The sequence below is a fragment of the Alteromonas confluentis genome (assembly GCF_001757105.1).
Lineage (GTDB): Bacteria > Pseudomonadota > Gammaproteobacteria > Enterobacterales > Alteromonadaceae > Alteromonas > Alteromonas confluentis.
This window is the reverse complement of the sequence record NZ_MDHN01000041.1, coordinates 506,348-526,499: the sequence shown is the minus strand read 5'-3', so window position 1 is coordinate 526,499 and position 20,152 is coordinate 506,348. Positions and strand designations below refer to the sequence as shown.

The window sequence follows — 20,152 nt, the reverse complement described above, 5'->3', positions numbered from 1 at the left end:
GAATCTAAGGGATCTTATATGTCGTTGAATATGAAGGACTCGCTTCAGACAAGTATTCTGAACGATGAAACCATCGACTTTGCGCACTATTGGCAAGTTTTTAAACGTAATTTGGGTCGTATCTCGTTGTTAGCCATACTGTTTACAGTATTGGTTGGCCTCATCGTAATGCGCATGACCCCGATTTATTCTACTACGGCCAGTCTGCTCATTGAGTCGCAGCCGGCCAATGTCATGTCTATCGAAGAGGTGTATAAATCGGATACCACGCGCAAAGACTACATGCGTACCCAATACCAAATCATTCAGTCTCGCCAGGTGGCAGCCCGTGCTGTTGATGAGCTCGATTTGGCGAACGACCCTGTTTTCATGCCGCCTTCAGATGGCGAAAAGTCGGTTATTACCCAAGCGAAAAACTTCGTTATGGATAACTTGCCGTTCATCGAAAAAACGGAAAAAACACCGTTAAGCGAAGAAGACCGAATGGAGAGGCGTCGTCAAGCTGCCATTAATAAGCTGATGAAATCCATTGATGTTTCTTTGGTAGAAAATACCCAGGTTATCAATATTACGGCTACCAGCGACTCGCCTCGTTTGGCGGCTGCCATTGCCACTACCATGGGCGATGTGTATGTAGAAAATTACCTGTCAGCCAAGGTGGAAATGACCACCAAAGCCACTTCTTTCTTAACGGAAAGTATGGATGGCCTACGTGACAAGCTGCAAACCGCTGAACGGGACTTGTCTCAATTCTATGAGAAGAATCAATTAGTCAATCTCAGTAATGGCGTGGTCGGTTTAGCTGCCGAAGAATTGGAGCAGTTGAGCGATCAATTGTTAAAAGCGCAAACGACACTGAAACAAAACCGTACTATTTACGAGCAAACGCAAAGAAATGGTGCGGATTACGGTGCACTGGCGAGACTGCCGGAAGTACTGAACCATGCAAATATTCAAAGTGTGCGTCGGCAGGAAGCGGAAGCCATGAGCCGGGTGTCTGAGCTCAGTAAAGTATTTGGGCCTATGCACCCGCAGATGATTGCAGCGAACGCAGAACTCACTTCTGTTCGCGATACCTTGCAAACCCAAATTCGTGATTTGATTTCAAGTATTACTACGCAATATCGTGCGTCTCAAGAACGTGTAGCTACGCTGCAAACAGAAGTGTCAGACGCGAAATCTGAGTATCGTAAGCTGTCGAATCTTGAAAACACCCGCCGCGCATTGCAACGCGAAGTTGATATTAACCAGCAACTTTATAACTCAATGTTTACCCGCTTGAAAGAAACCAGCGAAATGGGTGGCTTTGAGTCGGCCAACGCTCGGGTACTCGACCCTGCGCCTGTGCCAAATAACCCTACTGCACCGAATAAGACCTTACTGATTGTTGCGGCCTTTGTCGCCAGCTTCGGGTTCGGTGTTCTGCTGGCCTTTGTGTTAGAAGCAATGAATAGCGGTGTGCGTTCTGTCGATGATGTGGAGAAAAAACTGGGGCAGCGCATGCTGGGACTTATTCCACTTATCCACGGTAAACGCCGTCAGGACATGGATTTGCGTGCATTCTTCGATAACAAATTCCACCAGTTCAGTGAGTCGGTAAGAACGCTGAGAACCAGTTTGTCGCTGATTAACCTTGAGCGTCAGAACCAGGCCATTCTCGTAACGTCGTCTGTGCCAAAAGAAGGAAAAACCACCGTTTCGGTGAACCTTTCTTTTGCGTTAGGTCAGTTAGACAAAACCATTCTTATTGATGCTGACTTACGTCGTCCGGTTGTAGGCAAACGATTCAATGTACCGAATTATCAGCCAGGGTTATCTAACCTGATCATGAAAACCCACTCGCTGCGAGAGTGTGTGGTACACGATGAGCAATCAGGCATCGACATTATTTGTGCGGGCAGTATTCCATCTAACCCACAAGAGTTATTAGATGGCGACGGATTTAAAGCCCTAATCAATCATCTTAAGAAAGAATATAAGTATGTGGTCGTGGATACCGCGCCAACACAGGCGGTATCAGATGCTATGGTGGTATCGAAAAGCTGTGACTCGGTGATTTACGTAGTCCGCGCTGACAGTACCAGCGAGAAGATGATCAAGAACGGACTAGGCCGCTTCTTACAAGTAGGACACCGTGTAGACGGCGTGGTACTGAACCAGGTTGACCTGAGAAAGTCTGACGTTTCGCAACGCTATGGTGGCTTCTACGACCAGTACGGTTACAATACAAACTAAGATGAGTAACAAGGGTGTAGTATTGTGATCGACGTACATAGTCACATTATTCCGGGCATCGATGACGGTGCCCGCACAATGGAAATGGCACTGGATATGGCCAGGCAGGCCGTTGAGGCAGGGGTTACCCACCTTGTCTGTACGCCTCATATTCATTGGGGAACGTTCGACAATACCCAGGAAAATATTGAAGCGGGCTTTCAGGAATTGAAAGCGGCTGTGGCAGAGCAGGGCATTCCGTTGTCTATGTCCTGGGCAGGAGAAGTGCGGGTAAACGAAATGGTGCCTGTTTGGTTTAAGCAGTCAAAATTGCCCTATCTCGGTACCCATAAAGGGAAACAGGTTTTACTGCTGGAAATGCCGCACAGTAATATGCCCGCCGGTTTAGATCAGCTCTTTCGATGGTTACACAATGAAGGCGTTCAACCATTAATTCCTCACCCTGAACGAAATCGGGATGTCTGGAAGCGCCCAGAGAAAATTCAGTGGTTGCGCAATCAAGGTTGCTTACTTCAGGTGACAGCAGGGGCGTTTATTGGCCGTTTTGGTGAGCATGTAGAAGAGCTGGCCATGAATATGTTGCAAGAAAATCAAATTGATATGGTCGCTTCAGATATGCACGACACGAAACGCAGGCCTAATGACATGGGGGTTGCCTACAAGGTCGTGTGTGAGCAAGCTTCTGAAGACGTGGCGAACAGACTGTTCAAGACGAATCCCGCTGCCATTGTGGGTGTTGACCTTTAAGTGCGCAAAAACACGCCGCATTATCAAACCATCAAAGCCCGCTTTTTAGCGGGCTTTGTGTTTTTAAAATACGTTTTGTTTGAACCAACTCCATATTCCTAAAGAGAAGTCTTCAAACAGATTAATACCTAGCGCAGATTTAATAAGATATAAAACCAATAACCCAAATAAGGTGCAAAAGGTAACAAACAGCGTCAGCATTAAGGCCATCGTTGCTCGGCTGAGATGTTCTTCCAGTCTCGATAACTCTCGACGGTTTTTCCCTGCCAGAATGACAAAGTAGAAACTTGAACGCCAAATATTCACCGTGCCGCGTAAATCAAGTTTGTGTCTGGCCCAGCTTCTTCCGCCTATGGCTTTGTTAAGCGCAATCAATTGTTCTTCGGAAAAGGATTCAGCAACGTCTTCCGGCATTTTATTTAACAAGCGTTTCATCAGTAGCGATTGATGAACGGGGTGAGATTCTTGAGACAAAACTAGCCATTCCGTAATTAATGGGTGCTAAACATCAGCACAATAGAAAATATGTCTATATTAAACAGTATTGATATGTCGTTACACGACTTTTGAAACAAATTCTCCTACATGGGTAATTGTTGCTAAGTGGCTACACAGAAATGTCCTACCAGCCCGCAGTTTTAGCCAAAAGTATAAATAACCTTTTTTATTTTCCATTCGGATTGCGCTTTTCATGTATTAGAAATACACCAAGGTTTTAAAACTAATCCATTTAATATCATTGGTTTAGGCTTGTTTATTTAATCTTTGCATAAGACTAAGCGCCGCGAATGGATTCCTTTTTCTTTTTCTAAGCAAAACGCTTAACGATTTGGCACAAATAGTGAATATGTCTTTTACAAAAGATCTTTCTCACTCGCTAAAACGGTCAAGGAAATACCATGGCAAAGCCGGCAACTGACATCGCTTTTATCATCAACTCGCTTGAAGGGGGTGGTGCGGAGCGTGTTATGAGTAAGCTGCTGGCAATTATGGAAGCGGATTTCTTGTCTGCGGGTTTCCGTGTTCATCTTATTCTGCTGGATAACCTGCCAGAACAGCAACAAGTACCGGCCTATGTGAATAAAGTGGTGTTAGACACCAAAGGTAGTCTTCACGCGGGTTACAAGGCGCTGAAAAATGTTTTGTTTTCAGTAAAGCCAGACATCTGCGTATCGTTTCTTACCCGTGCCAATATGCTTAATGTGGCGCTTGCCAAGCGCTTCGGTCATCAGGCAATTATTAGTGAACGTGTGAACACCAGTAGCCACTTGTCAGGCGGCTTAAAAGATCTCATTTCTAAAATTCTGGTACGTGCGAGTTACCCTTCAGCAGACTTGATTATTGCGGTTAGCGAGGGCGTAAAAGCCGATCTAGTAGAAAACTTCGGCGTGTCTGCCAGCAACGTTCAAACCGTGTATAACCCTTACGACATCAACGCTATCAATGCGTTAGCTGCTGAACCGGTTTCTGATTTACCAGCAAAGCCTTACATCATTGGCACTGGCAGATTAGTTAAAAACAAAAACTTTGATTTAATGCTGAAGGCTGTCGCGGCGTCTAACATCGATCACGATATCGTGATCTTGGGACAAGGCGATGAAAAGGCGGCGTTACTGACACGCGCTGCAGAACTGGGATTAGAAAACCGCCTTCACCTTAAAGGGTTTAAGTCGAACCCGTATCCGTATATTAAAAATGCCGACTTTTTTGTTTCTACCTCAAACGCAGAAGGTTTCCCCAATGCTATCGCGGAAGCGATGTGTTTAGGCAAAGCGGTGGTAGCAACGAACTGCGAATCAGGACCTGCGGAAATTCTCACTGGTAAATACCCATATTCTGTTCAAGGCTTCGAAGCGCAAGCTCACGGCTGTCTTTGTGAAGTGAACAGCGTCAGCGGCGTTGCCGACGCACTGAATTACATGGCGGCAGAAACTAACCGTAAAAAGTATGCCGACCGCAGTCAAAAGCGTGCCGCTACCTTCTCTAATGAAGTATTCCGCCAACGTATTCGCGGTGCATTAGGTCTGAACGTAACCCAATTGGAGCAGAAGTATGTTTCTGGTTGTTAAGGTTCTTTTCAGCGCCATCAGTGCATGGCTGGTATGGCAAACCGTTCGCCAGAACTGTAATAAGTATCTGGCTTTCGTTGTAGCGGCAGTATGGCTGCGCTTTTTCCTGTCTGCATTTCACAACATTACTTACGAACCGCTGGTGGCTGGCTTTTCAATTAATGCGTTGGCTTCTATAGGTATCGCAGCAACCGGCTTATTGATGTTACCACCGAAGGTTTTTCAACTTCGGGTACTGTTACCGGTATACGCATTTTTCGCGGCAATTATCGCCAGTGGAATCATTAACGGCGGTGTGGTCGGGCTTATCAACGTTGCTGTGAAATGGTTATTTTTCATGGTACTAGCGTGCTCCATGTTTATGGCTATTCGCAAAACCAATAAAGATTACGTGCTAAGAAAGTTGCTTGTTAGCTTTTTCCTGCCAGTGTCTCTGGCGCTGATGTCGGTGCTGCTCGGCGAGGTGAAGGCAACAGAAGCAGATGGTTCTACCAGCTATATTGGTGGCTATAACCACGAAGCCGCATTCTCGATGATTATTGCTGGCTACATTCTGGTGGTGGGTTTACTTTCGCCCGGTGCTATCCGTTATCGCGGCCCCCTGTTCATGCTGGGCTGTGTGTTACTAATTCTGGTGAACTACCGTACGTCAGTACTGGCCATTTTACCTTTGGCCGCTATTTTTGCGTACACCGCCATGCAGAGCAAAATTCCTCATCGCTACAGAGGCGTATTTTTCATTGCTGCATTCTTCGGTATGAGCATGCTGTTTCTGCTCGCCAGTTACACCATGCAAGACCGCTTTGCCGACGTATTCGTATTTTTAACCAGCATCGACGACCTGATTAAAGCACCGTTCTATTACTCCGAGGCCGAGAAAGACATTTTCTCTGCTCGCGTTTATCTGTGGAGCATGTACCTCTACCAATACGCTAACGGTTCTTTAATTCATCAACTGGTGGGTTGGGGCCCAGAATCCTGGTCGGGCGTGTTCCCGAAATATGCCCATAACACCTATGTATCGTTTTTATATGAGTATGGCTTTGTGGGTCTGCTCACGTTTCTGTGCGCTGCAGGAAGTTTTGCTCTGCAGGCATTCAAAATTAAGAACAAGCAATTTGCCTTTACGCTTTGTTCTTCAATGGTGGGCTTTTTGATTATGAATTTCGCCACCATGCCTCTGTGGAATATCGAGGGGCTTATTTTATTTGCCATTTTAGTTGGCAACGCCATCGGACCGGTGAAATTACCTCGCAACGAGTGGTTTGCAGCACCAGCCTTAGAGTCTCGTCTGGCGAATTGATTTGAAACTCAGGTCTCGCTGAGAATTTGGAGAATGTTATGAAATTATGTGCCGTAGGACTAAGAGGAATTCCTGACGTGATGGGAGGCATTGAGTCTCACTGTCAGCAGCTGTATCCGCGCCTGGTTAAATCTGGCATGGAAGTTACCGTGATTTGTCGTTCACCCTATGTAGACTCTTCGGTTAAAGAGTACAAAGGTGTGCAATTACGCTCGGTATGGACAATGAAGAGCAAATTCGTGGAAACGTTCCTACATACGTTTTTAGCGATTTTCTACGCCCGTTTTGTGGTGAAACCCGATGTACTGCACATTCACGGTATAGGTCCAGCGTTGTTCACACCGCTGGCAAAATTACTGGGTATGCAAGTGATGGTGACGCACCACGGTGCCGACTACGATCGCCAGAAATGGAATCAGTTCGCAAAAAACGTACTGAAATTCGGCGAGACTATGGCGCTTAAATTTTCAGACCGCGCCATCGTTGTAGGCCGTTCGTTAACGGGGGCACTGAAGAATAAGTTCTCCAGAAAATCCAACGGCATCATGTTCGTGCCTAACGGTGCGAAAACCGATATGGACACCAACATGGGCGCAGAAGCGTTGCCTGCAGATCTGAAACTTGAACCAGGTAAGTATGTACTTACTGTAGGTAGACTTGTTCCAGAGAAAGGCTTTCACGATTTAGTTGAAGCCTATAAAAAAGCAGATACGGATCTGAAATTAGTAATCGTTGGTGGTGCTGACCACGAAGATGAATACTCCATGAGCCTTAAAAAGCAGGCGGGAGACAACATCATTTTTGCGGGGCGTCGTCAGGGCGACGAGTTGAATGCGCTGTATAAATTTGCCCGCGTATTTGTTTTACCTTCCTATCATGAGGGTCTGCCCATCGTCGCATTAGAAGCCATCGCGGCGGGTACAGAGGTGATCATCAGCGACATCACCCCAAATGCCGATATCGGCTTACCAGAGGATGCATATTTTCGCGTGGGTGATACTGATCAACTGGCATATAAATTAACGCACGTGAATGAGCTGGCGTTGGCAATAAACAAAGAAGCGTTCCTGAACACGTTCAACTGGGATTCCATCTCTAACGATACATTTGTTATTGCCAATAATCTGGCTATGGGACTTCCGGCTCAACCTCGTACGGCGGCGTAATGGAAGAAAACCGAAAACTGTTTCTCTACCCATTTGTACATAGCAATGGTTTTGTTGAACGCATAAAAGGTGCGTTCTCTGAACTTGGCTATGATATTCAACCATTCAAGACGTTGTTTCGCCCGGCTAATTTATTTAGCCGGGACGAAAATTGGCTGGTACTGAACTGGTACGAAGATCAGCCTTTTCGGAAAGGCATGTCTGGACCAAAGCGTTGGGCCTTCCTGTTCGCATTTTTTCTGACCGTCTGTTCTATTCCTCTGTTCAGCAGCAAGGTGATTTGGGTACGTCATAACTACAAACCTCACAATGTTGCCGAAAAGTCCTCGTTATACAACGTGATCCTGCGCTTACTTTCCATGGTCGCCGATAGAATCGTCACCCTGGAAATGACAGATAAAATCGAGTCCAGTGTGGTCAAGCACCCGTTGTATTTTAACGATAGGGATTTATTTCAATTCTTTGAAGGCATTGGAGATACCCAAAAGTCCCATGATTTCCTGTATTTCGGGTCGATCAAGCCTTACAAGCGCCTCGATAAACTATTAGAGGTGTGGCCGGTGGCGCAAAAGCTGGAAGTAATGGGTTTTTGTTCCGACAAGGGTTATGCAGCCAAATTGCATGGGATTATTGAGCAAAGGGGTTTGCAAGTGGATTGGAACAATGCGTTCGTTAAAGAGGAAACGCTTGAAGCAGCCATTTCTAATACGCGGTTTGTGATTATGGCTCACGATGATAATGCTATGATTTCATCAGGCACTTTCTACATGGCGATGAGCCTTGGGGCAAATGTGCTCTGTTTCGACTCCGCTTTCGCCAGAATGAAAGCGCGGGAATTTCCTTTCGTTAAAATTCTTCAGCCAGACAACCTGGAGTCACAGTTAGCTAATCTCGATTATGTCGATTCGAGTGTAGTGATAAACCAGGCTGTGGCTCACTACGGCGAGCAGGCTATACGCGAATCCTGGCGTGTGGTGCTATCAACCTGAACGGGTACCTAACGTCTTCGTGATGTTAGGCTACCGGTAAACACTTTCAATGCAAAAAGCCCCGAGACACTTGTTTCGAGGCTTTTAAATATTTGGCCTACAGCACTAATAACTTTGCACCGCTGTGTCAGCGGTGCTCGTAGTACATGTAGAATTAGCTCGCCTTCGCAGTGGTTACCGTGCGGGCGTTTACCATGTTTACCACTTCATCGTAAATGGCCTGGTCAATTCTGCTCAGTTCTGCAATTTTCGACATCAAATCCGTTCTGCTGGTAATGGCAGAAGAGGCGCCACGATTCGGACTGGTATTTTTACTCGCAATGTTGATGCGGGTGTTGAAACGCTGGTTAAAATCTTCCTGCCATTTATCCATTTGCTCCAATGTGCCAAACACGGAAAAACGACGCAAATTGGCTACAGATTTAGCGATCACATCATCGGCATTTTCCCAAATTTCCTTAGCATCACGATACCCAGAAAAATATCTTGCGTAGGTCACCGCTGAACTGAGGGCTTTTTCTGAGTTCAGATACTCTTCGATATCGGTTTCATTTTTCTGCCATTCCGATTCTTTAAAGCGGTTGTACACGTATTCGGAAATAAAACGGTCAACGGGCTTACGTAGTATCGTCAGAAAGTGCCAGTCTTTGTAAAAGTTACTCACCACCTCAGGACGCGCCACACAGTGCCCGGTAGTGAAAACCTGGTATTTACTACTAAGCTGAAAGGTAAGCTGCGTTTCTCGTGCTGTCATCATATCTACGCCCAATAGCTGCTCGCATTCGCGACTGGCTCGAAGGTCTATGTGGCCGGTAAAACGCGTAGCTTTTAACAGCGATGGATAAACGGCCTGGTAAATCGCATTGGACAGAGAAACCCCTGCGCATTTGGGTACGTGGCAGAAGAAAATCTTGGGATAGCGGGCGAGATATTTTTCTGATTGCTGCTTCAGGATTTCTTGCATGATTCTTGCTCCATAGTATTCATGTTTGGGAAATCTTCACAGATTTCTGTTCCATTTCGGATTGATTTGTAAACTCACAGGGATACCAATGAGCATAAAATTCAGTGTTGTGATCACAACCTTCAACCGCCCCGCAGAACTCAAAGAAGCGCTGGATGGGGTGTATGCACAAATCGAGCAGCCGCTTGAGGTGATTGTTGTGAATGATGCATCTTCCTTGCCATATGATGACATTCTTGCTGAATTCTCTGCTAAACCCGATTTTCACTACTATTTCCTGAAAACGTCGTCGGGTGCCAATAAGGCACGCAATATTGGTGTAGATAACGCCAAAGGCGATGTGATTGCTTTTCTCGATGACGATGACATCTGGCAACCAGAGTATTTGTGGGAACACAAAAAGGCGTATGAGAAAGGCGCTGATGCAGTAGTGAGCGGGTACGCCGTATTGGGTAAGGAAGATGAGCTTTATGTACAGCCATCACGTCGGGTTGAGTGGGATGTACTCAGAACCGGCAATCAGTATTGCGGAATGAGTGGTTTCAGTATTCGTAAATCCTTAGCGCTTACCGAACGGTTTGATGAAACTCTGCCTAACGGCCAGGACTGGGATATGTACGTGCGCTTGCTGCAGCAAGACTACGCGCTATTCAACATTCCTAAACCTATCTTTCTTTATCGTTTTATGAATATGGATGGCATTGGCGCCAAAGTGGCGAAAATGACACCCGATGAAGCCGTGGTGCGATTGCGGTCGGCCGATAAGCATCGCCAGTTTCTCGGCGACCGAAATTACCGTAAACGGGTAGCGGCGCAGTTGCTGGTATACCTGCCGCAGAAGAAGGACAAGATGAAGTGGGTGATGAAGTCAGTGCATATCGCTGGTTTGGCTACCACACTGAACCATCTGGCTGCGGTAACGGTAAAAAAATTACGTCAGCGCGTTAGCTAACCAACAGGAGCATTAACATGGAGCTTTATCAGGATCAGTTTTCTTCGGAACACGATTATCGGCACCAAACTGAAACCCAAAAGACCCTTGTGATCGCCTCTACGGTACGCTCCGGTAGTCATATGCTGGGCCACTTGCTGCATCAGACCGATGCGTTTGGATTTCCTTTGGAATATGCAAACCGTAAGAACCTCGACGAGTGGAAAGCGCGACTGAATTGCAAAACCCTGCCGGAAGTGCTGAAAGCCTTACAGGCTCGACGTACCTCATCAAACGGTACTTTTGGTATCAAGATACATTACTCCCACGTGCAGGAATTTGGTGGCTTTAAGGCAATGTGCGACTTGCTGCCTAATCCACACTTCGTGCTGCTTACCCGGGAAGATGTAATGGCGCAGGCGGTGTCTCTTGCGGTAGCCAAACAAACCGGGGCGTGGATTTCTGAGCAGGGTAAACCGGTTGCCGATCCGGATTACCGGTTCGATGACATCGAAGCCGGGCTCCGTCGGGTGTGTCTCGAAAATGCGTCATGGCGCTACTCACTGGCCGCGTCGGGGTGTAAGTACATGGAATTGAATTTCTCCGATGTACGCTCTAACACCGTGAACACGGTATTACGCATTGCTGATTTCATGGGTATCGACGTGGAGAGCCCGAAAATTCCCACATCGCCGGTAACCAAACGACAAAGTAATGAACTGAACAAAAAGTGGTTGGCAAGATTCCAGCAAGAATTTAATGCCGACAACGAATTACTGCGATTTAACCAGGAAAGCATCTGGCACAAGCTGGCTAAAAAGCTCTCCTGATACACCCGCTCATGGGTATAAAACATAAACACAAATTTGGATGAAAGGTGACTTCAAGCGTCACGGATAAGAAGGAAAAAGCATGCTGAACCAATGGGCTATAAAACAGACTCTGGCTGAAGAAAAGAAGCGAGTGTACTGGTGGCAGTCGAAAAAAGATGATCGCCCGAATATTGGTGACTACGTTGCTTATGATTTAGTAAAACGCGTGTTGGCCATGAAAGGCAAGCTGATTAAAGATAAGCTCAACCCCGACAATAAACTGGTAAGCGTAGGTTCGGTACTGCATTTCGCCCGTGATGGCGATACGCTGTGGGGAACTGGCTATAACCAGAAGATGGGCGACGACGTGATTAAATTCTCCGAGTTGGATGTGCGTGCAGTACGCGGTCCGCTCACTCGTGAGTACCTGTTAAATCGCGGGATTAACGTACCTGAAGTGTATGGCGATCCGGCCTTGTTGCTGCCTTATTTCTATTCCCGTCCGCTCATGGAAAAAGCCGACAAGAAAGACTACATCATCATTAACCACATGAACGATGACATGGCCCAATACGCAGGCTACGAAAAGGACCAGGTTACGCCAATGCAGTATCCAGGCTCCTTCATTGAAGCCATCGTAAACAGCAAGCGGGTTATATCCAGCAGTCTTCACGGTATTATCATTGCCGAAGCGTATGGCATACCAGCCATTTTCTACGATTCGGGCAGCGGTGAATCCATGTTTAAATACCAGGATTACTATCAGGGTACTGGCCGTACCGATGTGCCTAAAACGACTAGCCTGGAAGAAGGGATCTCGATGCATTTAGACACGCCGCCAGACTTCACTGCGGTGACAGACAAACTGTATAAAGCCTTTCCGTTCGATCTCTGGGGCGTGTAAAAACAACCCCTCATCTCTGCTTGCTCAAGTGTCTGTTCACTAAAGTCTCTGCTAAGGCCCGCGTTGCACAAACGCGGTCCGTTCATTGAAACCCTCTGCGTTGTTGGCTATGCTTCCCGCATCTGACGTCTGATGTGAGAAACTGCTGTGTGTGAACTTCTCGGCATGAGTGCCAATACACCAACCGATTTGTGCTTTAGCTTTACCGGCCTGACCCGTCGCGGCGGTGAAACTGGCCCGCATAAAGACGGCTGGGGCGTGGCTTTTTACGAAGGAAAGGGCGTGCGCTTGTTTCATGATCCCGAACCCTGCGCCACTTCTCAGATTGCCGAATTTGTTGCCAAGTTACCGATTAAAAGCAAAACCGCCATCTGCCATATTCGTCAGGCCAACGTGGGCAACATCAACCTTTCTAATACGCATCCATTCACCCGGGAATTATGGGGGCGTTGCTGGGTGTTTGCGCATAACGGCCAGATCCCTGGTTTTACCCGTCGCACCGGTATATACGAAGCCATTGGCGATACCGACAGCGAAGAATTGTTCTGTGATTTGATGAACCACGTGCGGCAAAATTTGCAGCGAGATGCCACCGCTGAGCAACTGGCGACGACGCTGGTGGCACTGTCGAAATCCTATGCCGAGCAAGGCGTATTTAACTGTTTACTGAGTAATGGTGATTGGTTATTTACCTTTTGCAGTACCAAACTCGCCAGCATTACTCGCCGCGCGCCCTTTGGACCGGCTTGCCTGAAAGATGTGGAAGTGGCGGTAGATTTTGCCTCTGAAACAAATCCCAAAGATGTAGTCAGCATTATAGCGACAGAACCACTTACTCACGACGAGGAATGGGATGTTTACGAGCGAGGCGAATGGAAGCTTTGGCAGTCGGGAGAAGTCATCGCGCAGGGCAAGGAGGATGTGCCAGTACACAAAGCCGAGCACGAAATGGTGAGCCCGAAAAATATGCCCAGAGACTGCGCATAAGGGCAACCATCAGGGGCGTTTTACGTGCCCCTGTGTGAGTGCTTCAGCGATCTCAATCTATCGTGTCTTCTGCTAACGGTGTCTTGCCTTTCTTCTTCTGTTTCTTCCCGGATTTAAACTCATTGACGATTTTCAGTGTTTTACGACGGAAGAATAACAGTAATCCACCACAATAAATGACTCCACCAACGGCGACCAGAGCGGGCAGTTCCAGGAAAATATTGTCCAGTCCGAACACGTGGAAGCGCTCCAGATATAACACCACGGCGAACATGATCAAACCCACGAAGGTGAACATCCAGGTTTCTTTAAAGGCCAGGCTTAAATTCACATCTAAAGAGCGGCTCACCAGCCAGAATTTAAGAATAAGCGTAATGTAATTCGCCACTACCAAGGCACTGATCACAGCGTAAAGCCCCCAAGGTACAGCGGCCAACGGCAATAAGAAGTTAAAAGTAAGGTTAATGATATTCAGCTTGAATGCCGCGCCGGGCTCTCCACGCGCAATGAGCAGGTTGGGCAAATAGTACGCCATCACATTACACGGCGTTTGCAGTGCCAGGATCGATAACAGATAAGCGCTGTCTACCCACTTGTCACCAAATACCAAATCGATAAACGGATGGGCGATGGCGCCCACACCAAAATAGACTGGCGTGACGAACAGGGCTGTCATGCTGACTACCCGGCCAAAGGTGTCTGATAATTTATCGTCGCTAACCCTGGCAAGCCCTGCCAATGCAATACGATTCAGCGGTTGGAAAGTGAGGTTGTTCAATACCGAGAAGCCTTGTCTGGCTACAGAGGTATATGCGAACGTAGCTGCACCTAAAAACGCAGCAATAACGATATTGGACGTGCGCTGAGAGAAGAAATTCATAAACGACATGGCAATCAGCGGCTTGGCAAAATGAATGATTTCGGGCAGGTGCGTTTTATCTTTTACCCAGTGTGGACGGAACGTCGAACCATGCCAAGTCAGGGCGGTAGACACAAATGCCTGTACAATTTTACCAAAGATGATGGCCCATGCGCCGAACCCGGTTAGGGCTGTCGCTACAGAGACTACGCCGCCAACTAATACGCCAGCAGTGTCGTAGGCCGCCAGGCGCTTATTCAAAAAGTCCCGCTCCATCTTGGCTTTGTGTACCAAGCGAACCCCGTTGGCAAGCGGAATAATAGCGAGTGCTGCAATGAGCTGGGCTGCGAGTTCTGAGTAGGTGTACCAGGCAACCGGTACAGCAACGGCAAACATGAGTACGGCTATGGCCAGCGACACGGCCATCAGAAACCAGAACGACAGGCTGGCAAATTCATTGTCCCATTTATCCCGTTGGATAAGGTTCTGCGAAACGCCTACCGTAACGAACAGGTTGCAGAATTCCACGACCATAAGACAAATGGCGACCAGACCAAACTCTTCGACCCCGAGAATGCGGGCCATGATGGCATAAACGACGAAATTAACCAGCTGGCCTGCGCCATTGGCAGACAAGTTGAAGAATGCTCCCTTCAGGGAGCGGGCTTTTAACGACATAAAACGAAGCGTCCTTGTTACTTCACTGACTTAAAACTATTCAACGATTCCGTACAATGCCTGTGTGCCGTCTTCATTGCGTTGAGTAAAATTGTTAATACGATATTTGTCGCATTTAGGGAGCATAACGGTTTTACCGCCATTAAATAACGCCTCAGCGATTTGCTGATTCAGTTTGCTCTCTTCAAATACATAGGGCTCGGTAAGGGTTGCCTCAATTTTCGGGGCACCGGTTTTTAAATTATAGAAGTAGTTATTAATAAACTGCGAGCCGCTATAGTTTTCCGGATCGTATACGGCGTAGCCTACCTGATTGTTGTCTTTTTCGGTGATCACAATGTTATTTTGTGCATAAGTCCAGAAGGTATCGTCGTTTTTAAAACGCGAGGCCGTTAGCCCATTTCTGCCTACCGTGATCAAGTTATGCAGAATCACACTTTGACCCGACGGACTAGTAAGCAAGCCACCCATTTTTATTGAGGCCCATTGCTTGCCACGTAAATCACCCAGGTCGTGAATATAATTGTTAAAGATGAAGCTAGGGCCTACCCGAACCGGCGTAATACTGATGCCAGAATAGGTGTGAGAGATATCGTTATTGTAGACCAACACATTCTGCTGACCACCGTCTACCTCAATGGCATCGTCGTTTGAATAGGCCAGTTCATTGTTGTAAATGGCTGAATCGCGCACGAAGCCGCCCAGCGGTTCTGCGTTTTTACGACCTTCGATAATATCGTTAAAACGATGCGTCTGGGTGCCGTGGAAATGGTTGTTACGCAGAATGACTTGGCCTTTAAATTTTGGATCGGGATGATTGGCGTGGGCAAGAAAAGCATTTGGCCCTTTCGGATGACCAAACGACCAGTCATTCGCAATAGCACGCGGGTCGTGAATATTACAGTTTTCCACCGTGATCACACCCGACTGACGGAAGTAAATTGCCGAGTCGTAGTTTATCGCCTGGGCATCTTCCATTTCATAAGCAATACCTTTTTTCATCACATTCGGGGCGCGTCCCCAGCCGGAAATATCACAGTTATTGATCCAGATGTCGTGGGCGCCTTCGCCGTAAAAGCCATGGACTCTGGCTGCCTCAATGGTGATGTTTTCAAAATAAATGTAGCTGTTGTCACCCACATTTACCGCGTACTTCTCATCGTCACCAGCACGAATCACCGTGTCCTTGTCGCCGACAATTTTCGCGTAACCGTTTTCGTCACCTTCAATGCCCAGCGCTTCTAAATCTAATGTGCCGCCACGATAAATGTCTGACAGTTTGTACACCTTTTCCGGGTTAATAACCGGCGTATCTGGGCGGGTGGTGAATTGTGTGACGATTTCTCTTTCCACATCTTGCTGTTCGGTGAGAATAACTTTTACGTCGTAAGTGGTATTGGCTTGCAGGTAAACAATTGGCCCTGTAAGCACACTGTTTACCGGCTCCCATGTCATGTCGCGGGCTTTTTCCCAGGTCTCTGAATCAGCGGGTTTGTAGAACATTGCACCACGGGTATCGCGATCAGGATGGAATAAGGTAATACTTGCTGAATTGATGAGTGGCTGGATGAACAGGCCATTTTCATCGGGTTCAGGCATGGTGGCGGCGGTGAGTAACCCTGCGCTTTCTGCCCATTTATTTAATAATGTGGCGCGGATACCAAGATTATCCTGCAGATAATGGTAAAGCCCACCTTGCTCCAACGGGAACAGGATAAATGCTGTTCTGACCACGTGACCCATGGCGGTTTCCGAGTCGGTAGCTTTTGCCAGCTTCAGGGTCGCTTCTTCCAGCGAAACCCCTTCGTTCATGGTCAATAATAGCTTCGCGGCTTCATCGGCGTAGTCTGCTTTAAGCAAATTGAGAATACGCCCGTAATCCTTGGATTCAGCCAGTCCCAGCACAATAGATTCAGCGTCGCTGGCATCAGTAATATTCTGTTCCAGAAGCTTCTCTAAGGCCACGGTACCTGGCTGCGACGGGAGTACCGTGAGGTTTCGGGGCTCTGATTGTACCTGCGTGCAGGCCGACAACGATAAGGTGCTGGCAATCAGCACCAGAATGAATGTCAGTGAATTACGTGAATTGAGCAGCGTTTGCGGCAAATGTCGCATTCAGGAACTCCGGTTGGAAATAAGAAATCAGGGTAAAGCAGCGTCGTATGTGCCTGCTTGCTGTGTATTGCAAACAACACTTACTAGAGTTAGCAATGTAGTAAGCAAAAGCAGGGCCAGCTACGATAAATACGGTAGTTATGTGCTTATACGATGTATTTGGAGGATAAGCCCAATATAAAATCAGGCAGGGAGTGGAATAACTGTCACTTTAAAACGACAGTAAGGCGAATGAGCGCTAGTCCGCCGAGCTTTGTATCACCGAGCTTAATGCCACCGAGCTTTGTGCCACCGAGCTTTGCACTACCGACCTCTACACCACAAAATAGTAGATGGAAAAGAAATGACAGCCACATCCGCCCAGCACGAACAAATGCCAGATAGCGTGGGTGTAGCGTTTTGACTTAGCCACGTAAAATAACACGCCAATACTGAAACAAAGGCCGCCCGCTACGATTAACCATAGCCCTGCGCCTGGCAGCGCAACATACAGCGGATAAATTAAACCCAACGCAATCCAGCCCATCAGCAGGTACGTGGCCACGGATATCTTCGGGAAACGGTGCTGCGCTACCAGCTTGAAGGCTACGCCGCCCACCGCTAGTAACCAAACGATGGCTGTCATGGTAATTCCCAACCAGCCGCCTATGGCCACCATGAGTAGCGGCGTGTACGTGCCAGCAATCAATAAATAAATGGCGCTGTGGTCGAAGAGTTTTAATAGCCCTTTGGCTTTCTTATTTGATATGGCGTGATAAAGCGTGGAGCTTAAGAACATTAAAATCAGCGTTGAGCCATACACAGCCGCCGCCGCAATCGCCACCGGATGCTCTGCCCGCATCAGCAAAAACACCAGTCCGACTACCGCAGCAATTAACCCAATACCGTGACTGGTACTGTTAAGCCACTCTTCAACAACCGAGTAAGCTTTTGCGGCCACAGGACGTGGATCTGATTTGGACATGGCGTTCTCCTTTTTAAGGCGCTTTTTTGTTCTTTACGGCCATTCTAGAATTTCAGCGTACACTTGTACACTAACTTTATTGCAGAGATAAGTCAGTTTCAAAATCGCCTATAGCGCGTTCGCAGCGTTTCCTGTTTTTTCATTCAGATAAAACGGCGCTTTTTATCAGCAAGCTGGTTTTAAAGAGTCGTTTCTGCTCACAACTCTTGCGTATCATTTTTGAAGTTAGGGATGCAGTCGCGCAGTTTTATCAAAATAAACGATAACCAGCATGGGGTTACGCATTTAAAGCAGACTGTCGCCAGTGGAACAGGCGCATTAGAAAAAGTGGTACTCAAGGGCAGAAGTGACGAGGGTGTTTGCGGCAGGAGTTTATAGCCTCCGTCAATTTACTCAGTCATTAATATTCGCTTAAAACAACAAACATATTGAGGAAACACGCATGTTGAAGAAATTATCCGTTCTGGCTATTGCTACACTTGCCGCGGCGCAGAGTTATGCGCATGGTATTTATTTCGCTGAGCGAGTGCAAAAAACCGCATTGGTTTACGGTGTAGGTGCTGATGATCTGCAAATAGTGAAGCGCCTGCCAAAAATTGAGTCATTTACCGCGTACAACGATGACTGGGAAAAGGTAGACGCGGAACTGAAAGTGGCCGACCCGATGATTTTCGTTGATGGTAAGCATGCGGCAGTGTCTGCGGTAATGCAAAATGGCATTTGGAGTAATACCGGTGAAGGGCACTGGATAGGTAAGGGCAGAGATGAAGTACCCAATGCCATTCTCAGTGAGGAAACCATCAAGTATGCGGTTTTTCTGGATGGACCACTGAAAAAGATCCCTCAATTACCAGCCCAGGATTTACAAATAATGCCCGTGGGCGACAGCTTTCCCTTACTATTGGGAGAGATGCAGACGTACCAGGTACTCTATCGCGGGAAACCTGTTGAAGGCGCCATGTTTAAGAACGATTTCATCAACGATACCGACGCCAAGCCTATACCAACGGATAAAAATGGAATGGTGACAATGCCGGTGCGCAATCAGGGCCTGAACGTCGTTGCAGTGACTTACGATGCGCCGACAGACCGGCCTAAAATCATAGATAAATATGAGTTGCTGGCCACATTGTCGTTTATCTTACCGCACATTCCGGAATAAAATTAATAAGGTCGCGGGCTGCAATGTACAGCCCGCCAGCAGTACAAAAAAACAGGTGACACTATGAGTTCAGATTTTCAGACCCCCGCTGCAGTGGTAAAAAAGCGGGTCGCATCCATCGATATCCTGCGTGGATTGGTGATGCTCTTCATGCTGGTTGATCACGTGCGTGAACGCTTCTTCTTTCATCAGAATGTTGGCGACCCAATGGATCTGGATACCACCAGTCCGCAATTATTTTTTACCCGTGTTTCTGCTCACTTTTGTGCACCGGTATTTGTATTTCTAACCGGTTTGTCTGCCTGGTTGTATTCTCATCCGCATAATAAGGCGCCACGTTCAGCAACGCCGTTTCTGTTCAAACGCGGCCTGTTTATCGTGTTCGTTGAAATTGCGGTTATTAACTGGCTGTGGATGGGGAGCTACGACACGTTATGGCTACAGGTAATGTGGGCTATCGGTATAAGCATGATCGCGCTTTCAGTACTTTGTAAGTTACCTTACAAAATGATTCTTGCCCTGGGTGTGCTCATTGTAGCCGGACACAATCTGTTAAGTCCGATCAGCTTTGCGCCCGGTGAAACTGGATACACCTTATGGGCAATTCTGCATGATCGCGGTTTCATTTTTGAGTCTGAAAGTTTCCGCATTAAAGCATCTTATCCGGTGCTGCCGTGGATAGGCGTGATCCTGCTGGGATTCAGTATGGGGCCAATTTATTCACGAGCGGTAGATGGCGCAAAGCGTCAGTCAGCGCTGATAAAAATTGGTCTGGCGATGTGGTGTCTGTTAGCCATTATTCGCGGCTTGAACATTTACGGTGAGGTACTGCCCTGGGAAGTTCAGCAGGATGCTATCCACACGGTGATGTCATTCATTAATTACACCAAATACCCGCCATCTTTGGACTATGTGTTGTTTACGTTGGGCGCTGCGTTACTGGTGCTTGCGGGTCTCGAAAATGTGAACAATCGCGCAAGCAAGGCCGTGGAGACCTTCGGTTCTGCACCCATGTTTTACTACATTCTTCATCTGTTTATTCTGCTGGTGGGTTATAGAATTGCGCTGAATCTGGTGGGGCCGAATTACGGCGATTTATTTGCGTTCGATCATGTCTGGCAGGTTTGGTTGGTCGCTGCGGTGCTAGCGCTGGCGTTGTACTGGCCAACAAAAGCATTCGCCAAATTTAAACATAACAGTACTAATCCGTTGGTGAAGTACTTCTAATCTAACAATACGGTGAGAAATTATATGAAACTGATCAAAG

17 protein-coding genes are annotated in these 20,152 nt (G+C 47.3%); 12 read left to right on the top strand and 5 right to left on the bottom strand.

Annotated elements, in window-relative coordinates; translation table 11 throughout:
• Positions 1–18: 18 nt before the first annotated feature.
• Together BFC18_RS20180 and BFC18_RS20175 are read left to right on the top strand one after the other, a co-directional pair.
• Positions 19–2,235: a GumC family protein gene (locus BFC18_RS20180; protein WP_070127481.1), complete on the top strand. Its 2,217-nt coding sequence runs from the start codon at positions 19–21 to the stop codon at positions 2,233–2,235.
• A 24-nt stretch (positions 2,236–2,259) separates the two neighbouring features.
• Positions 2,260–2,982, top strand: a complete 723-nt coding sequence (locus tag BFC18_RS20175) for a tyrosine-protein phosphatase (RefSeq protein WP_070127479.1) — start codon at positions 2,260–2,262, stop codon at positions 2,980–2,982.
• A 63-nt stretch (positions 2,983–3,045) separates the two neighbouring features.
• On the opposite strand, the gene BFC18_RS20170 is transcribed toward BFC18_RS20175, so the two are convergent.
• Positions 3,046–3,456 (bottom strand): 3-phosphoshikimate 1-carboxyvinyltransferase, encoded by a 411-nt coding sequence (locus tag BFC18_RS20170; protein WP_070127478.1) that lies wholly within the window; start codon positions 3,454–3,456, stop codon positions 3,046–3,048.
• Positions 3,457–3,881: 425 nt separating this feature from the next.
• Here BFC18_RS20170 and BFC18_RS20165 point away from each other — a divergent pair, with 425 nt between their 5' ends.
• From BFC18_RS20165 to BFC18_RS20150, 4 genes are read left to right on the top strand one after another with little or no spacing between them, the layout of a single operon-like run.
• Positions 3,882–5,051, top strand: a complete 1,170-nt coding sequence (locus BFC18_RS20165) for a glycosyltransferase (RefSeq protein WP_070127476.1) — start codon at positions 3,882–3,884, stop codon at positions 5,049–5,051.
• On the top strand, positions 5,035–6,354 hold the full coding sequence (locus BFC18_RS20160) for an O-antigen ligase family protein (RefSeq protein WP_070127474.1): 1,320 nt from the start codon (positions 5,035–5,037) through the stop codon (positions 6,352–6,354). Before BFC18_RS20165 ends, BFC18_RS20160 begins: the two co-directional genes overlap by 17 nt.
• Positions 6,355–6,392: 38 nt before the next feature.
• Positions 6,393–7,520, top strand: a complete 1,128-nt coding sequence (locus tag BFC18_RS20155; RefSeq protein WP_070127472.1) for a glycosyltransferase family 4 protein — start codon at positions 6,393–6,395, stop codon at positions 7,518–7,520.
• Positions 7,520–8,509, top strand: a complete 990-nt coding sequence (locus tag BFC18_RS20150) for a glycosyltransferase family protein (protein WP_070127470.1) — start codon at positions 7,520–7,522, stop codon at positions 8,507–8,509. The genes BFC18_RS20155 and BFC18_RS20150 overlap by 1 nt, the downstream gene beginning before the upstream one ends.
• A 154-nt stretch (positions 8,510–8,663) precedes the next feature.
• Here BFC18_RS20150 and BFC18_RS20145 read toward each other — a convergent pair whose 3' ends face one another.
• Positions 8,664–9,473 (bottom strand): sulfotransferase family 2 domain-containing protein, encoded by an 810-nt coding sequence (locus BFC18_RS20145; protein WP_070127469.1) that lies wholly within the window; start codon positions 9,471–9,473, stop codon positions 8,664–8,666.
• Positions 9,474–9,561: 88 nt separating this feature from the next.
• Between BFC18_RS20145 and BFC18_RS20140 the strand changes: the two genes are divergently transcribed.
• The 4 genes from BFC18_RS20140 to BFC18_RS20125 all read left to right on the top strand — a co-directional run bounded on the left by BFC18_RS20140 (position 9,562) and on the right by BFC18_RS20125 (position 13,107).
• Positions 9,562–10,425 (top strand): glycosyltransferase family 2 protein, encoded by an 864-nt coding sequence (locus BFC18_RS20140; protein WP_070127467.1) that lies wholly within the window; start codon positions 9,562–9,564, stop codon positions 10,423–10,425.
• 17 nt (positions 10,426–10,442) lie between these two features.
• The gene (locus BFC18_RS20135; RefSeq protein WP_070127466.1) at positions 10,443–11,234 is read left to right on the top strand and encodes a Stf0 family sulfotransferase; all 792 of its coding nucleotides are present in this window, start codon (positions 10,443–10,445) and stop codon (positions 11,232–11,234) included.
• 82 nt (positions 11,235–11,316) lie between these two features.
• On the top strand, positions 11,317–12,120 hold the full coding sequence (locus BFC18_RS20130; RefSeq protein ID WP_070127465.1) for a polysaccharide pyruvyl transferase family protein: 804 nt from the start codon (positions 11,317–11,319) through the stop codon (positions 12,118–12,120).
• Positions 12,121–12,267: 147 nt separating this feature from the next.
• Positions 12,268–13,107, top strand: a complete 840-nt coding sequence (locus BFC18_RS20125) for a class II glutamine amidotransferase (protein ID WP_070127463.1) — start codon at positions 12,268–12,270, stop codon at positions 13,105–13,107.
• A 52-nt stretch (positions 13,108–13,159) separates the two neighbouring features.
• On the opposite strand, the gene BFC18_RS20120 is transcribed toward BFC18_RS20125, so the two are convergent.
• The 3 genes from BFC18_RS20120 to trhA form a co-directional block, all read right to left on the bottom strand.
• Positions 13,160–14,644: an oligosaccharide flippase family protein gene (locus BFC18_RS20120; RefSeq protein ID WP_070127461.1), complete on the bottom strand. Its 1,485-nt coding sequence runs from the start codon at positions 14,642–14,644 to the stop codon at positions 13,160–13,162.
• Positions 14,645–14,680: 36 nt separating this feature from the next.
• Positions 14,681–16,759: a right-handed parallel beta-helix repeat-containing protein gene (locus BFC18_RS20115; RefSeq protein ID WP_070127459.1), complete on the bottom strand. Its 2,079-nt coding sequence runs from the start codon at positions 16,757–16,759 to the stop codon at positions 14,681–14,683.
• A gap of 313 nt (positions 16,760–17,072) precedes the next feature.
• Positions 17,073–17,723 (bottom strand): PAQR family membrane homeostasis protein TrhA, encoded by a 651-nt coding sequence (gene trhA, locus BFC18_RS20110; RefSeq protein ID WP_070127457.1) that lies wholly within the window; start codon positions 17,721–17,723, stop codon positions 17,073–17,075.
• A gap of 442 nt (positions 17,724–18,165) precedes the next feature.
• On the opposite strand from trhA, the gene BFC18_RS20105 reads away from it, so the two are divergent.
• Complete coding sequence (locus BFC18_RS20105; RefSeq protein WP_070127455.1) at positions 18,166–18,885, top strand: DUF4198 domain-containing protein; 720 nt, start codon at positions 18,166–18,168, stop codon at positions 18,883–18,885.
• A gap of 63 nt (positions 18,886–18,948) precedes the next feature.
• Positions 18,949–20,112 carry an acetyltransferase domain-containing protein gene (locus tag BFC18_RS20100; RefSeq protein ID WP_070127453.1) on the top strand — a complete coding sequence of 388 codons (1,164 nt, stop codon included), beginning with the start codon at positions 18,949–18,951 and terminating at the stop codon, positions 20,110–20,112.
• The last annotated feature ends 40 nt before the right edge of the window (positions 20,113–20,152 follow it).